15 protein-coding genes are annotated in these 13698 nt (G+C 74.0%); 9 read left to right on the top strand and 6 right to left on the bottom strand.

From position 1 onward, the window contains the following. Window positions 1-2: 2 nt before the first annotated feature. From EDD40_RS00525 to EDD40_RS00515, 3 genes are all read right to left on the bottom strand, one after another. On the bottom strand, window positions 3-2324 hold the full coding sequence (locus EDD40_RS00525) for an Orn/Lys/Arg family decarboxylase (protein ID WP_123741140.1): 2322 nt from the start codon (window positions 2322-2324) through the stop codon (window positions 3-5). A 118-nt stretch (window positions 2325-2442) separates the two neighbouring features. Continuing rightward, a complete protein-coding gene (locus EDD40_RS00520) occupies window positions 2443-2985 on the bottom strand; it encodes a GNAT family N-acetyltransferase (RefSeq protein ID WP_246037295.1) in 543 nt (180 codons plus the stop codon). Window positions 2986-3066: 81 nt separating this feature from the next. Beyond that, window positions 3067-3504, bottom strand: a complete 438-nt coding sequence (locus tag EDD40_RS00515; protein ID WP_123741139.1) for a DUF6292 family protein — start codon at window positions 3502-3504, stop codon at window positions 3067-3069. 121 nt (window positions 3505-3625) lie between these two features. Here EDD40_RS00515 and EDD40_RS00510 point away from each other — a divergent pair, with 121 nt between their 5' ends. The 4 genes from EDD40_RS00510 (at window position 3626) to EDD40_RS00495 (ending at window position 7344) form a co-directional block, all read left to right on the top strand. Continuing rightward, window positions 3626-4753: a sensor histidine kinase gene (locus EDD40_RS00510; protein ID WP_123741138.1), complete on the top strand. Its 1128-nt coding sequence runs from the start codon at window positions 3626-3628 to the stop codon at window positions 4751-4753. Next, window positions 4750-5412 (top strand): response regulator, encoded by a 663-nt coding sequence (locus tag EDD40_RS00505; protein WP_123741137.1) that lies wholly within the window; start codon window positions 4750-4752, stop codon window positions 5410-5412. Before EDD40_RS00510 ends, EDD40_RS00505 begins: the two co-directional genes overlap by 4 nt. Window positions 5413-5511: 99 nt before the next feature. Continuing rightward, complete coding sequence (locus EDD40_RS00500) at window positions 5512-5928, top strand: hypothetical protein (RefSeq protein WP_123741136.1); 417 nt, start codon at window positions 5512-5514, stop codon at window positions 5926-5928. Between the two features lie 6 nt (window positions 5929-5934). After that, window positions 5935-7344 (top strand): DJ-1/PfpI family protein, encoded by a 1410-nt coding sequence (locus EDD40_RS00495; protein ID WP_123741135.1) that lies wholly within the window; start codon window positions 5935-5937, stop codon window positions 7342-7344. Here the strand turns inward: EDD40_RS00495 and EDD40_RS00490 are convergent. Together EDD40_RS00490 and EDD40_RS00485 are read right to left on the bottom strand one after the other, a co-directional pair. Next, window positions 7265-7630, bottom strand: a complete 366-nt coding sequence (locus EDD40_RS00490; RefSeq protein ID WP_123741134.1) for an STAS domain-containing protein — start codon at window positions 7628-7630, stop codon at window positions 7265-7267. The genes EDD40_RS00495 and EDD40_RS00490 overlap by 80 nt on opposite strands. 74 nt (window positions 7631-7704) lie before the next feature. Next, window positions 7705-8706 (bottom strand): sigma-70 family RNA polymerase sigma factor, encoded by a 1002-nt coding sequence (locus EDD40_RS00485; protein ID WP_246037294.1) that lies wholly within the window; start codon window positions 8704-8706, stop codon window positions 7705-7707. A 251-nt stretch (window positions 8707-8957) separates the two neighbouring features. Between EDD40_RS00485 and EDD40_RS00480 the strand changes: the two genes are divergently transcribed. The 3 genes from EDD40_RS00480 to EDD40_RS00470 all read left to right on the top strand — a co-directional run bounded on the left by EDD40_RS00480 (window position 8958) and on the right by EDD40_RS00470 (window position 10867). Continuing rightward, on the top strand, window positions 8958-9656 hold the full coding sequence (locus EDD40_RS00480; RefSeq protein WP_211348030.1) for a GAF and ANTAR domain-containing protein: 699 nt from the start codon (window positions 8958-8960) through the stop codon (window positions 9654-9656). Further along, window positions 9653-9940, top strand: coding sequence for a hypothetical protein (locus tag EDD40_RS00475; protein WP_148088637.1), 288 nt, complete (start codon window positions 9653-9655; stop codon window positions 9938-9940). Before EDD40_RS00480 ends, EDD40_RS00475 begins: the two co-directional genes overlap by 4 nt. 78 nt (window positions 9941-10018) lie before the next feature. Beyond that, a complete protein-coding gene (locus EDD40_RS00470) occupies window positions 10019-10867 on the top strand; it encodes a maleylpyruvate isomerase N-terminal domain-containing protein (protein ID WP_123741132.1) in 849 nt (282 codons plus the stop codon). On the opposite strand, the gene EDD40_RS00465 is transcribed toward EDD40_RS00470, so the two are convergent. Beyond that, on the bottom strand, window positions 10840-11853 hold the full coding sequence (locus EDD40_RS00465) for a serine/threonine protein phosphatase (protein WP_123741131.1): 1014 nt from the start codon (window positions 11851-11853) through the stop codon (window positions 10840-10842). The genes EDD40_RS00470 and EDD40_RS00465 overlap by 28 nt on opposite strands. A 170-nt stretch (window positions 11854-12023) precedes the next feature. Between EDD40_RS00465 and EDD40_RS00460 the strand changes: the two genes are divergently transcribed. Further along, the gene (locus EDD40_RS00460) at window positions 12024-12590 is read left to right on the top strand and encodes a GNAT family N-acetyltransferase (RefSeq protein ID WP_246037292.1); all 567 of its coding nucleotides are present in this window, start codon (window positions 12024-12026) and stop codon (window positions 12588-12590) included. A gap of 318 nt (window positions 12591-12908) precedes the next feature. Then, window positions 12909-13592 (top strand): CPBP family intramembrane glutamic endopeptidase, encoded by a 684-nt coding sequence (locus EDD40_RS00455; RefSeq protein ID WP_123741130.1) that lies wholly within the window; start codon window positions 12909-12911, stop codon window positions 13590-13592. Window positions 13593-13698: the final 106 nt, after the last annotated feature.

The following is a 13698-nucleotide window of genomic DNA, read 5'->3' as shown; positions in this document are numbered from 1 at the left end:
CGCTACTCGGTGACGCACGAGATCCAGTACCTGCCGCCCTCGTGGTGCACGCCGTGCGTCTCGCTGGCGAACCCCGGGAACCGCCGGTCGAACGCCTCCAGCACGCGCAGGTACCGGGGCAGCGGGCCGTCGGGCGACCCGACGCGCTCGCCGGGCACCAGCACCGGGATGCCGGGCGGCGTGGTGGTGACCTGGGTGGCCACCACCCGGTCGGCCAGGTCGTCCAGGCCGACGAGCTCGGTCGCGCCGCGGATGAACCGCTGGTAGGCCTCGGCCGGCGTCATCACGGCGGTGGGCGGCGTCGGGCTGGTGAACGCCTCGTTCAGCAGCTGCACGACCTTGCTGTCCGCGAGGCTGTGGTGCATCTCCTCGCACAGCTGCGGCAGCGTCAGCCGCCCGTACCGCTCGGGGTGCGCCTTCACCAGGTCCGGCAGCACCTCGGCCAGCGGCGCGCGCCGGTCGTGCAGCTGCTTGAAGTCGGTGAGCGCGTCGAGCAGCGTGCCCCACTTGCCCTTCGTGATGCCCATGGAGAACAGCACGAGGAACGTGTACACGTCGGTCTTCTCCACCACGATCCGGCGGGTCTCCAGGTACGCGGTGACGACCCGGGCCGGGATGCCGAACGCCGACACGTCGCCCAGCGCGTCCACGCCGGGGCAGGTGATCGTCACCTTGACCGGGTCGAGCAGGCAGAAGCCGGGTTCGAGGTCGCGGAAGCCGTGCCACGGCGCGTCCGGCGCCAGCGTCCAGCAGTCGGGTTCGGTCCGCAGCAGGTCGAGCGGCGCCTGGTGGAACGGCACCCGCTCGCCGGTGGCCGGGTCGGCGACCTCGGTGGGCTGCCAGACGCCGAAGAACCACGGCGGCCGGTCGCCCGCGGCGGCCAACCGCCCGCCGAGCCGGATCATGGCCTGCCGGAACCGGATGGCCTCGGTGATCGCCTCGGTGGTCAGCCAGGTCCCGGCCGGGCCGTCCATCATGCCCGCCGCCACGTCGCAGGACGCGATCATCGGGTACAGCGGCGACGTGGTGCCGTGCATCATGTACGTCTCGTTGAACCGGGACCGGTCGAACGGCGCCTTGCCGCCGGACTTCACGTGCACCATCGCCGACTGGGACAACGCGGCCAGCAGCTTGTGCGAGGAGTGCGTGGCGAACACGGTGGGGCTCTCGGCGGCCGGCGGCCCGCCGTCGCCGACCGCCATCCCGTAGCGGCGCGCGTAGAGCGGGTTGAACCGGCCGTAGGCGAACCACGCCTCGTCGAAGTGCAGGGTCCGGGTCGACGCGCCGAGCAGCTCGTTCACCCGGACGGTGTCGTAGCAGAGCCCGTCGTAGGTGGAGTTCGTGATGACCGCGTAGGCCGCGTCCTGGCTCACCGCGCCCGCGGCGATCGGCGTGCGCCCGATCTGGGCCCGCACCGCTTCGGCGGTCAGCCGGGCCGGCGGGATGGGCCCGGTGATCCCGTAGCCGTTGCGGGTGGGCACGAGGTAGACCGGGCGCGCGCCGGTGAGCGTGACGCCGTGGTTGATCGCCTTGTGGCAGTTGCGGTCCAGCAGGGTGATCTCGTCGTTGGCCACCGCGCTGTGCAGGATCATCCGGTTGGACGTGGACGTGCCGTGCAGCACGAAGTAGGTCTCGTCGGCGCCGAAGATCCGGGCGGCGTTGCGCTCGGCGTCGCCGACCGGACCGGTGTGCTCGAACAGCGAGCCGAGCTCGGCGACGGACACCGAGATGTCGGTGCGGAACAGCCGTTCGCCGAAGTAGTCGAAGAACGCCCGGCCGACCGGCGACTTGAGGAACGCGATGCCGCCCGCGTGCGCCGGCGTGTGCCACGAGTACGGGTGCGTGTCGTCGAAGCGGCACAGCTCGCGGAAGAACGGTGGCAGGACGTGGTCGAGGTACTGGCGCGCGGCGAAGTCGATCCGGCCCGCGATGAAGTCCGGCGTGTCCTCCAGCAGCCAGATCCAGCCGTTGATCACCTCGGAGACCCACAGCGGCGTCTCGTCGCTGTAGTCGCCGGCGGTCAGCAGGAACACCGGCAGCCGCGAGGAGAACCGGTCCAGCAGCATCCGCAGCACGCCGCCCTCGACGGCCGGGCCCGCGTCGGGTGGGCGCAGCGCGCCGCCGGCCAGCTCCCAGCTCACCACGGCGGCGGCGAGGTCGGCCTGGGCGGTGATCGCCGCGGCCGCGTCGGCGGCGGAGTGCACGACCATCACGTCGTGCCCGCACTCGCTCAGGTGCGCGCGGACCTGCTCGACCTTCGCCGCCGGCACGGTGTTGCCCGGGGCGGCCCGCTCCGCGGCGATGAGGATGGTGGACCTGGTCATCGGATCGTCAGCTCCTCTCACCGGGGTACCCGCCGAGCGTAGGAGCGGTGCGCGGACGTGGCGGCTCCATCACCGGAACGTGGAGCCAGCCCACCCGACAGTGGAGGAAGCGCTTCGCTCAGTCGAGCGAGCAGACCATCTCGACCCCGGCCAACGTCACACCGTCGGGGAGCGGAACCCGGGTGCGGTTCACCTCGCGGAACCCGAACGAGCGGTACAGCGGCACGCCCGGCAGCGTCGCCATCAGCACCAGCGACCGGAACCCGGCGGCACGGGCGTCCCGCGCGCACGCGGCGAGGATCGCGCGGCCCAGGCCCCGGCGGGTCCAGTCGTCGCGGACGAACATCGCCCGCACCCTGGCGGGCTCCGCGGCTGGGTCGAGCAGGCGGCCGTCGGCCGGCCGGTCACCCGACCCGGTGTAGAGCTTGTCCCGCTTGCTCCACCCGCCGCAGGCCACGACCTCCCCCGCCGCCTCGTGCACGTAGTAGGTGCCGTCGTCGATCAGCACCACGTCCGGCACGGTGAGGTAGCGCGCCGCGCTCGCCGTCTCGCGCTCGTCGTGGAAGTGCGGGAACAGCTCCAGCACCGACCGGCGCATCAACGCGGCGATACCGGGCACGTCCGACCGCACCGCCGCCCGCTGCACAGGCGAATCCCCCACGCGTCCCTCCTGCCGTCGGGGACGATCATCCCACCTGTGCGCGGTCGGCGGTCCGGGCCGGGTGGGGCGCTCCGCCGGTCGTCAGGCCGACTCCGCGCGCGGGGCCGGGACGAACGCGGCGGCGGTGTAGGGCGCGAGGCGGTCGGCCAGGTCGTCGGTCGCGCCGGGGATCGCCGCGAACCGCGCCGGGGAGCGGCGCTCACCGCGGAACAAGCCGCGCACCCACCGGGCGACGGCCCTCGGCGGCGGCAGGAGGTCCGGGCCGAAGTGCGCCTGGACGAGGACGTCCTCACCGCTGTGGGTCTCGATCGCGGCCGACCAGCCGTGCTCCTCGTCCCACACCAGCGCCACGTCGCGGTCCGGCGCGCCGGGCAACCGCCCGTCCAGGGCCAGGTACGCGCCCGCGGGCCGCTCGGCCTGCACGTACGAGCACTCCCCGGTGAGCCCCAGCTCCTCGGTGACCCGCCGCACGTAACCGCGCAGGCCCCACGTCACCGCGTCGTCGAAATCCAGTTCCATCGCGCATCGCCGCCTTTTCCCCGGACATCGGAGGTTGCCGACGCGCCGACTGTTTGACGCCCGGACGGAGTACCCCGATCGGACGAGCGGTGAAACCACCTGGTCCCGAACCGAGTTGACCATGGCGTCGCGGGTCCCGCACAGTGACGACGTGCAGAAGGCGCTGAGCGTCCTGACCGTGCTCGCGTACGTGACGCTGCCGCTGGGGTCGGAGACCTTCGAGCAGTCGCTCGTGCCGACGCTGCTCGTCGGCCTGGCCTACGGCGCGCTGGCGATCTTCGGCTTCCCGTTCGCGCAACGGCGCGGCCGGGTGTTCGCCGCGGCGTACGTCCTCGTGCAGCTGCCGATGGGGTTCGTGCTGTTCGTGCTGTCCGGCGCGGCGGTCGGGTCGGTGCTGCTGCTGGTGGTGCTGGTCGCGCAGAGCGTGCTGCTGCTGCCGCTGCCGGCCGCCGCCGCGGTGGCCGCGGTCATCCCGCTGGTCCACGTGGAGATGGCGTGGCCCGACGGGCTGCGGGAAGGGCTGGGCACGTTGGCCGTCACCGCGTTCACGGTCGTCATCACGGAGTTGCTGGTGCGCGAGCAACGCGCCCGCGCGGAGCTCGCGGTGGCCAACGAGCGGTTGCGCGGGTACGCCGCCCAGGCCGAGCAGCTCGCGACCACGCAGGAGCGCAACCGGGTCGCCCGCGACATCCACGACGGGCTCGGGCACCACCTGACCGTCGTGCAGATGCTGCTCCAAGCCGCCCGCGCGGTGATCGGCACCGCCGAGCCCGAGCGGCTGGACGCGATGCTCGCCAAGGCGCAGGACCAGTCCAAGCAGGCGCTGGCCGAGGTGCGCCGCTCGGTCGCCGCGCTGCGCGAACCCCGGTCCGGGTCGCTGGTGGACGCCTTGCGCGCGTTGGCGTCCGAGGCCGGTGAGGCGGGCGTGCCGACCGGGTTCGAGGTGCGCGGCGCGGCCCGCGCCACCCGCGCGGAGGTCGAGGAGTCGTTGTTCCGGGCCGCGCAGGAGGGGTTGACCAACGTCCGCAAGCACGCCGACGCGACCGCCGCGACCGTCGTGCTCGACTACGGGCGCGTCGACCTGGTCCGCTTGGAGGTGCGCGACGACGGTCGGGGGATGGCCGACCGGCCGGGTGACGGGTTCGGGCTGGTCGGGATCGAGGAGCGGGTGGCCGGGCTCGGCGGTCGGGTGTCGGTCGGCTCGGCCGGCGGGCGTGGCGTGGCGCTGACCGTCGAGGTGCCGGCATGACCGCGCCGGAGCCGCCGGTCCGCGTCCTGATCGTGGACGACCAGGCCCTGTTCCGGGAGGCGCTGGCGACGTTGCTGGAGGTGCAGCCGGAGATCGAGGTGGTCGGCGAGGCCGGTGACGGCGAGCGGGCCGTGCGGCTGTGCGCCGAGCTGCGGCCCGACGTGGTGCTGATGGACCTGCGGATGCCGGTGCTGGACGGCATCGCGGCCACGGACCGGCTGCGGGTCGAGCAGCCCGGGGTGCGGGTGCTGGCGCTGACCACGTTCGACGACGACGCGGACGTGTTCGCGGCGTTGCGCGCCGGAGCGCTGGGCTACCTGCTCAAGGACGTCTCGTCGGCCCGGCTGGTCGAGGCGCTGGTCGCGGCGCGGCGCGGCGAGTCGGTGCTGCAACCGTCCGTGGCGGCGAAGCTCGTGGCGAGGGTGGCCCGGCTGCCGCAGGAGGCCGCGCCGCCCGGTCGGCCGCCCGTGCCGCTGTCGGACCGCGAGCTGGACGTCGTGCGGCTGCTCGCCGAGGGACGCAGCAACCGCGAGATCGCCCGCGCCCTGTTCCTCGCCGAGGGCACGGTGAAGAACCTCGTCACCGGCGTGCTGGCCAAGCTCCAGGTGCGCGACCGCACGCAGGCCGCGCTGCGGGCCCGCGAGCTCGGGCTCTGCTGAGGTCATGTGACCTCGCGCATGACCTTCGGCACCTGACCCAGCTCCCCTCACCGCCCAGGATCTCCGTTGCGCAAAGCCGATCGCAACGGAGGAGCCGTCATGAGCCCGGAAGAGCCGATCACCACCACGAGCCGCAGGTCCGGGCGGACGGGCGCCGTCCTGCGCTTCGCCCGGCACGCGCTGGAGATGGCCGTCGCCATGGTGGTGGGCATGGTGGCGCTGGAGCCCGTCTGGTCGTTCGCCTGGCCGGGCCTGGCCGACGACGTGACCGCGCACGTGCTGGTCATGGCGACGAACATGGCGCTGGGCATGGCGCTCTGGATGCGGGTCCGCCGGCACGGCTGGGCGGGCATCGCCGAGATGTCCGCCGCGATGTACGTGCCGTTCGTCGTACTGCTGCCGTTCCACTGGGCCGACGCCCTGTCCGGGTCGGCGCTGATGACGGCCGGGCACGTGCTGATGGTCCCGGCGATGCTGGTCGCGATGCTGCGCCGCCGCCACGAGTACGGGTGCTGAACGGCCGTGCGCGCCGTCTCCCGGATCGCGGGCGCCGCTCTGGTGGTCCTGCTCGCCGCCCTCGCCCTGCCCGCCGCTCTCGGCGCGCCGACCCTCCGCGCCGCGTTCGGCGACCTGAACGCCCCGCGGGCGGACGGCGCCGCGCCGCCACCCGCCCGGGTGGCGCACGACCCCACCAAGCCGACCGCCGTCGTCGTGGTGGGTGACCGCGGCGCCGTCGTGTCCGACACGCTCGCCCCTTACGAGGTCCTGGCCACGACCGGCGCGTTCAACGTCTACGCGGTCGCGCCGTCCGCCCGCCCGGCGCCGCTCACCGGCGGTCTCGACCTGGTGCCCGACCTGACCTTCGCCGGGTTGGCCGACCTGCTCGGGGGCGCGGCCCCGGACGTGGTGCTCGTGCCCGCCATGCCCGACGTCGGTGAGAGCACGTCGAAGCCGGTCACGGACTGGCTCGTCGGGCAGGCGGCCGGCGGCGCGCTGCTGCTCGGCGTGTGCAACGGGTCGGGGGTGCTCGCCTCGGCGGGCCTGCTCGACGGCCGTGACGCCACCGCGCACCGGCTGCGCCTGGACTCGTTCGAGGACGACTACCCGGCCGTCGGCTGGGTCCGCGGCACGCGGTACGTGGACGACGGCGACGTGATCACCACGGCGGGCATCCTGTCCGGTGTCGACGGCACGCTGCGCGTGGTCGAACGGCTGGTCGGGCCGGAGGCGGCGGCCGGGGCGGCGGAGGCGACCGGCTGGCGGCACTACCGCCGGGGCGAGGCGGCCTCGATGCCGCGGGCGGGGGTGCGGCCGGCGGACGCGGTCGTGGCGTTCAACAGCGCGTTCGGCTGGGACCGCGACCGGATCGGCGTGCTGCTCACCGACGGCGTCGGCGAGATCGAGCTGGCGTCGGCCTTCGACGCGTACGGCCAGTCGTTGGCGGTCCGCACGGTGGCCGTAGCGCCCGGGGCCGAGCCGGTGCGGTCGCGGCACGGGCTGACGTTCGCGCCGAGGGCGGACCCGGTCGCCGCCGGCGGGCTGGATCGGCTGGTGGTGCCGGGCGCGGGGGCCGCGCGACGCCGGGCGGCCGACCGCTACGCCGAGGCGGACCCGGTCTACCTGCACCGGGAGGGCGGTTTCCCGTTCGACGGCGTGCTGCGCGACCTCGCGCGCACCACCGACGTGGCCACGGCGACGTGGACGGCGAGGGTGCTGGAGTACCCGACCGACCACCTCGCGCTCAGCGGGTCGGCCTGGCCCTGGACCAGGACGCTGCGGCCGTTCGGGCTGGCCTTCCCGGGTGTCCTCGTGGCGCTGGGCCTGATCCGGGCGGCGCGCGGGCGCCGATCGGTCAGGTCGACACCAGCCGCAGCGCCGCCACCGCCTCGTCCACGGACGCGTGCAGCGGCAGCGCCCCGTCCACCTGGCTGATCTGCAACGGCCGCAGCACCGCCCGGGTGTTCGCCACCACGGCGAACGGGATGCGCAGCCGGTTCGCCCGGTGCTGGCTGTTGACCAGCATCGCGATGCCGACCGAGCCCATGAACTCGACCGCGGCCAGGTCGAGCACCACGCCGGGCGGGCGTGCCTCGAACACGGCGTCCAGCTGGCCGACGACCGGCTGGTGCGTGGCGGCGTCGAGCGCGCCGGACACGCTCACCAGCAGGATGCCGCGGTCCAGTTCGGTGGTGGTCAGGTGGTGGGCGGGCTCGGTCATGGCTGGCTCCTCGGGGTCGGGACCCCGACACTGCTACCACCGGGCGCGGGCCGCAAAAGCTGGCCGGGGGCGGCTCACCCCGCCAGGGTGAGCAGGCTCCGGTTGCGCTCGGGGTCGCGCAGCATCCGGATGGACTCCTTCTCCAGCTGCCGGACGCGCTCGCGGGTGAGGCCCAGCTCCTCGGACAGCTCCTGGAGGCTGCGGGCCCGCCCGTCGGACAGGCCGTAGCGCTGGGTGAGGATGCGTGCCTGCCGCTCGGGCAGCGTGCCCACCAGGGCGCGCAGCCCGTCGGACAGCTCCTGCTGCTCGACCGCCTGGTGGGCGTCCACGGCCTCGACGTCCTCGATCAGGTCGGCCACGGACACGCCGCCGTCGTCACCGACCGGCGTCTCCAGGCTCAGCGCGGCGCGGCTGGCGGCCATCAGCTCGACGACCCTGGCCACCGGCATCCCGGCCGCTTCCGCGACCTCGTCGGCGGTGGGCTCGCGGTCGGTCTCCGACCGCAGCCGCTGCTCGGTCTTGCGCAGCTTGCCCACCTCCTCGTGCACGTGCATCGGCAGCCGGATCGTGCGGGTCTGCTCGGCCAGGCCGCGTTCGATGGCCTGGCGGACCCACCAGACCGCGTACGTGGAGAACTTGAAGCCCTTGGCGTAGTCCCACTTCTCCACCGCGCGGATCAGGCCCAGGTTGCCCTCCTGCACCACGTCGAGCATCGGCAGGCCGCGGAACGAGTGCTTCTTGGCCACCGACACCACCAGCCGCAGGTTCGCCCGGATCATGTGGTCCTTGGCGCGCCTGCCCTGCTCGGCCACGGTGCGCAGCGCCCGGTGGCGCTCCGCGTCCAGGGGCGGGCCGTCGCCCTCGTCGGACCCGCGCAGCAGCTCGGCCGCGTACACGCCGGCCTCGATGCGCTTGGCCAGCACGACCTCCTCGTCGGCCGTGAGCAGCGGCGTGGAGGTGAGTTCGCGCAGGTAGCGGCCGACCAGGTCGGCCTCGCGCACGGTCGCGGTCGAGCGGTCCCGGCGGGGCTCGCGGGTCGAGCGGGTCGGTCGGGGCATCTCCACCGTCAACGACATGGTCGTCTCCTTGCCGGATCGCACCCGCGCGGGGGTGACGTACGGGCTCAACTGGGGATTTCGTGGATCGTCCGCCGAGATGACGGGCTTCGGACGACTTCGCCCCGCGCACCTCGGGCAGGGCCGACACCTGCTTCAACGGAACGGTTCTGGCTCGTATTCCAGGCGAGGGGGCGGTGTGGGCGTGGACGTGACTGGGCACACCCGGAGTGCCATAGTGCGTCCACGATCATCCGACGGAGGTGGCTGGTGTGGCCGAGCACTCGACCAGCGACGACCTGGCCGCCAGGCTGAACGAGGTCGCGCGCACGTTGCACCGGCTGGACAGCGCCCAGGCGACGTTGGACGAGATCGTGCGCGCGGCCGTGGGCACCATCCCCGGCGCCTGGCACGCCGGGATCATGACCATCACGGGCAGGCGCGAGATCCGGACCGTCGCGACGACCGACGACGTGCCGCGCGAGGTGGACCAGGTGCAGTACGACACCGGCCAGGGACCGTGCCTGACCGCGCTCTACCAGCAGAAGATCGTCAGCGCGCCCGACCTGTCCGAGGAGGCGCGGTGGCCGCTGTTCGCCAAGCGGGCGCTGGCACTGGACGTGGCCAGCATGCTGTCGTTCCGGCTGTACGTGGAGGGTGACGACCTCGGGGCGCTCAACCTGTACTCACCGGACACGCGGGCGTTCGACGAGGACTCCGAGCACGTGGGCCTGCTGTTCGCGGGCCACGCCGCCGTGGCGCTGGCCACCGCCCAGGAGCGCGAGCACATGGCCGACGCGGTGCAGACGCGCGACCTGATCGGGCAGGCCAAGGGCATCCTCATGGAACGCCACCGGCTCACCGCCGACCAGGCGTTCTCGGTGCTCGTGCGCACCAGCCAGCGGAACAACGTGAAGTTGCGCGCCCTCGCCGAGCACCTCACCCGGACAGGTGAACTGCCGTCCCGGTGAGCCCTGTGGCCGACCCGCCGGCGCACCCCTCGGCCGAGGGCCTGCTCACGGACCTCGACGGGACCACGCGGGGTGGGGCGGCCGCGTCGTCGCGGGAGGCCGAACGGCTCGGTGACGTGGTCGTGCGGCCGGAGCACGTGGTGCCCGGCTGGGTGCGCGCGGTCGAGGACCGTGGCGCGCGGCCGTCGGGAGTGGACGAACCGCACCTGGTGGTGGATTTCGCGGCCGAGCCGCCCGAGGTCGGGGTGCGCCGGGTGCTGGACCGGTTCGGGTCGCCGGAGTAGAGCACGACGGCGGTAGTTCGACGCCGGGCAGGCTCACTACGTTCGGTGCAGTGACGTCGACGGCACGGGAGGCGACTCGTGGAGCTGGACATCACCGACCGGCGTTGGCAGGACGCGCGTGACGCCCTCGACGCCGCCGCCGAGCGGTTCAGCCGGATGCTCCTGGCCTGCCGGGCGCCCGACCGGCCCGCGATCGGCGACTGGTCGGTGGCCCAGACCGCCGCGCACGTCGCCACCGTCGCCCGGCTCAACGCGGGCCTGATCGGCGGCGACCTGTCGCCGCTCGACGCGCCCGACCTGGACCGGGGTTGGCAGGAAGCGGGACTCGGCGGGTTCGCCCGGCTCAACGCCCTGACCCTGGACCACTTCCCCGAGCGGGCGCTGGACGTGGTGTCGAACACCCTGCTCGAAGAAGTCGACCTGCTGCTGACCAGGGCGAAGAGCGTGGACCCGCGCGAGCTGCGGCCCTGGCTCGGCAGCGCCCGGCTCCCCGCCGCCGCGCACGTGGCGCACCAGCTCAACGAGATCCTGATCCACGGCCTGGACATCGCCCGCGCCCTGGACGTGCCGTGGCCCATCTCCGCCCACGAGGCCGCGCTGACGTTCGACCTGTTCCTCATGCCCATGCTCGGCGGCCAGTCGGGCCGGCTGCTCCAGGGCGGCGGCGACCCGGGCCGCGTCACCCTCGAGTTCCGCTCGAAGCACACCACGCCGGTCGTGCTGACCAGCGAGAACGGCCGACTGCGGGTCGAGCCGGCGGACGGCCGGAGGATCGACGCCCGGGTCACGTTCGACCCGGCCACGATGATGCTCACGATCTTCCGCCGCACCCGCCTGGCGCGTGCCGTGGTGACCGGGAAGGTGTTCGCCTTCGGCCGTCGCCCCTGGGCCGCCGTCGGCTACCTGCGCGGGATGCGCTCGCCGTGAGCCTCGGGGTACTCGGCGTGGACCTCGCCGTCGAACAAGCGCCAGTAGAAGCCGTTGAGCCGCGCGGCGGCGGGCGCGTGCCGGGCCAGGACCCCGGCCACGGCGGGCGGCACGTCGTCCGGGATGTCGCCGGCGGCGCAGCGCCGGACGTAGTCGTTGCGGGCGGTGGGGACGCCACCGGGCGGCACCCCCACCCCGCACACGTCGGTCACCAGCCAGTTCACCAGCCGCATGGCGGCGTAGTCGGCGTCGTGGCGGGCGTTGCGCCGGACGAACTCCCGTTCGGCGGCCGACAGCTCGAACCGCGGCGACGTGACGAGCCCGAAGTCGGTCAGGTGGATCCGCTCGCCGTCGGTGCGCATGTTGCCCAGGTGCGCGTCCATGTGCAGCAGCTCCCGGTCGCGCAGGAACGCCACGATCCGCGCGAACTGCCGCTCGACCTCCTCCGCCTTGCTCGCGGGGTCCTCGCTCAACCAGCCTTCCACCGGGTGCGGGACGTACTCGGAGAACAGCACGAGGCTGTGCGACGCGGCGGCCAGCGCGTCGAGGCGGGCGCGCACGGCCGGGTGGCCGCCCACCTTCGCCACGACCTCGTCCACGTCGGCGTGCTCGGCGGGGACGGGCGCGCGGCCGGGCAGCACCCGCCAGTGGTGCAGCAGCGGGAACGCCGCCGTGCCGCCGGCCCGCACCGCTTCGGTCACGACCCGGTTCGCGGCCAGCTCGCGCCACGCGTTGAACGACGGGCCGCCGATGCCGTACTGGCAGCTCACCGGCAGGTCGAACAGGTTCGCGGTGGAGTGCGGCCGGGCGAGTTCCCGATCGGTCAGCGGGACGCGCTTGACGAACACCGGCGTGCCGTCGACGTCGACCACCGCGGCGCCGCCGCCGAGGCCGACGGTCCCGTGCGTGCCGACGAGGGCCGCGAGGTCACGGTCGCCGAGTGAGGAAAGGCGGGTCGACAGTCGCTCGTGGCGGGTGGTGGTCACGTCCCGATCGTCCCGCAACCGGCCGGCCACGTGGCCGCCGACGGGCCGGCCGGCGAAATCCCGGTAAGTACCGGCCGCGACTGGTTACTGTGCACGTGACGTTCGAGGGGGCGACAGATGGGCGTATCCGTCACCGCGCACCGGGCTGCCCGGCGGCGCCCGTGGTAGGCGTGGGCCGCTCACCGGTGGTGCCGGTGCCGTGGCCGCAGGAAGCCGTGGTGCGGACGGCGCGGCTGCGGGTGGAGCCCGTGCGGGTCGCGCACGCCGAGGAGATGGCGGCGGTGCTGGGCGATCCCGCGCTCTACGCGATCATCGGGGGCGCGCCGCCCAGTGCCGACGAGCTGGTGTCGCGGTACTCGCGCTGGGAGCGGCCCACGTCCGACGACGGCGGTGAGGGCTGGCTGAACTGGGTCGTGCTGCGGGACGAGGACGGCGTCGCGGTCGGCACCGTGCAGGCGACCACCACGACCGGCGTGAACGGGCTGGCCGCCGAGGTGGCGTGGGTGATCGGGGTGCCGTTCCAGGGTCACGGCTACGCCACGGAGGCCGCCGCGGCCGTGGTGGGGTGGCTGGTCGACGGCGGTGCGCGGGACGTGCACGCCCACATCACGCCCGACCACCCGGCGAGCGAGGCGGTCGCGCGACGCATCGGGATGCGCGCCACCGGCGAGTTCCGCGACGACGGCGAGCAGCGCTGGCGGTGGCGACCCGCCCAGGGCCACCGGAACGCCACCTGACCCCGGCCGTTGGTCTCGATCACCGCACGACCGCGGCGGTCGAGTTGACCGGGCCCGCGTCGCGGGTTATCCACGGTTGTGAGCGATGACCAGACCGGGCCGGACCCCCACCACCCCGTGACCGCGCCCCACCCGGCCGGGTCACCCTCCTCCTCACCCCAGCGGCCCGAATCCGGTCCGACCACCCCACCACCGGCCGCACCCCCGCCGCCCGGGGTCCAGCCAGGCGGGTTCCAGCCGGTCGCGCACCCGCCTGCCGCGCCACCCCACTCCCCCGTTCCCGCCCGGGAAGTCCGAGCGGGGCTGTCGTTGGTCGGCGTGTTCCTCGCCGGGCAGATGACGATGCTGCTCGTGTCCGTGCTCGTGCTGCTGGCCTACGGCTCGGGGGACGTGGGGCTGCTCGAAGACGGGCGGCTGCTGGCGCTGCTCGTCGTGCCCACCTCGTTGGCCGCGGTCGTGGCGGTGGTCGGCACGGCCTGGTTCGGCGGTGGGCCCAGGCTCGGGCGGGCGGCGCGCGAGTTGGCGGTCCGGTGGAACGTCAAGGGGATCGCCATCGGCTTGGCGCTCGGTCTGGGCGGCTTGGCGCTCACGCTCCCTGCGGCCGCCGTGTGGGCCGCGTGGGTCGGTGAGGACCAGGCCAGCTCGGCGGTCGGTGACGCGTTCGCCGGACGTCAACTGGCGCCGGCGGCGGCCGTGGTCGTGTTCCTGGCGGTGTGGCTGATCGCGCCGCTCGCCGAGGAGGTGCTGTTCCGGGGTGTGCTGTGGCGCGCGTTCGAACACCTGGGCTGGAACCGCTGGGTCGTGTTCGCGGCGACCAGCCTCGTGTTCTCGATCGCCCACCTGGAACTGCTGCGCACCCCGCTGCTGCTGGTGCTCTCCATCCCGATCGGCCTGGCCCGGCTGTTCACCGGCAACCTGCTGGCGAGCGTCGTCGCCCACCAGGTCAACAACTTCCTGCCCGCCGTCGCCCTGCTCCTGGCCACCACCGGCGCCCTGCCGTGACGGCGCGCGTCACCGGGCGGCCCGCGCCTCGACGCCCGCGGCGTCGTTCGGCAGCGCGCCCGGCAGGACCTCGTTGCCCGAGGCGGTGACCAGCAGGTCGTCCTCC

Origin of the sequence: Saccharothrix texasensis (assembly GCF_003752005.1) — a bacterium.
GTDB lineage: Bacteria > Actinomycetota > Actinomycetes > Mycobacteriales > Pseudonocardiaceae > Actinosynnema > Actinosynnema texasense.
Note: the sequence above shows the minus strand (reverse complement) of the source record. Positions and strands in the feature narration are given on the sequence as shown.

Excerpts from the sequence above, each read along its gene's own strand:
- EDD40_RS00525 (WP_123741140.1), bottom strand. The coding sequence starts at position 2,324 with ATGACCAGGTCCACCATCCTCATCGCCGCGGAGCGGGCCGCCCCGGGC.
- EDD40_RS00505 (WP_123741137.1), top strand. The coding sequence starts at position 4,750 with ATGACCGCGCCGGAGCCGCCGGTCCGCGTCCTGATCGTGGACGACCAG.
- EDD40_RS00500 (WP_123741136.1), top strand. The coding sequence starts at position 5,512 with ATGAGCCCGGAAGAGCCGATCACCACCACGAGCCGCAGGTCCGGGCGG.
- EDD40_RS00485 (WP_246037294.1), bottom strand. The coding sequence starts at position 8,706 with ATGTCGTTGACGGTGGAGATGCCCCGACCGACCCGCTCGACCCGCGAG.
- EDD40_RS00510 (WP_123741138.1), top strand. The coding sequence starts at position 3,626 with ATGGCGTCGCGGGTCCCGCACAGTGACGACGTGCAGAAGGCGCTGAGC.
- EDD40_RS00515 (WP_123741139.1), bottom strand. The coding sequence starts at position 3,504 with ATGGAACTGGATTTCGACGACGCGGTGACGTGGGGCCTGCGCGGTTAC.
- EDD40_RS00490 (WP_123741134.1), bottom strand. The coding sequence starts at position 7,630 with ATGACCGAGCCCGCCCACCACCTGACCACCACCGAACTGGACCGCGGC.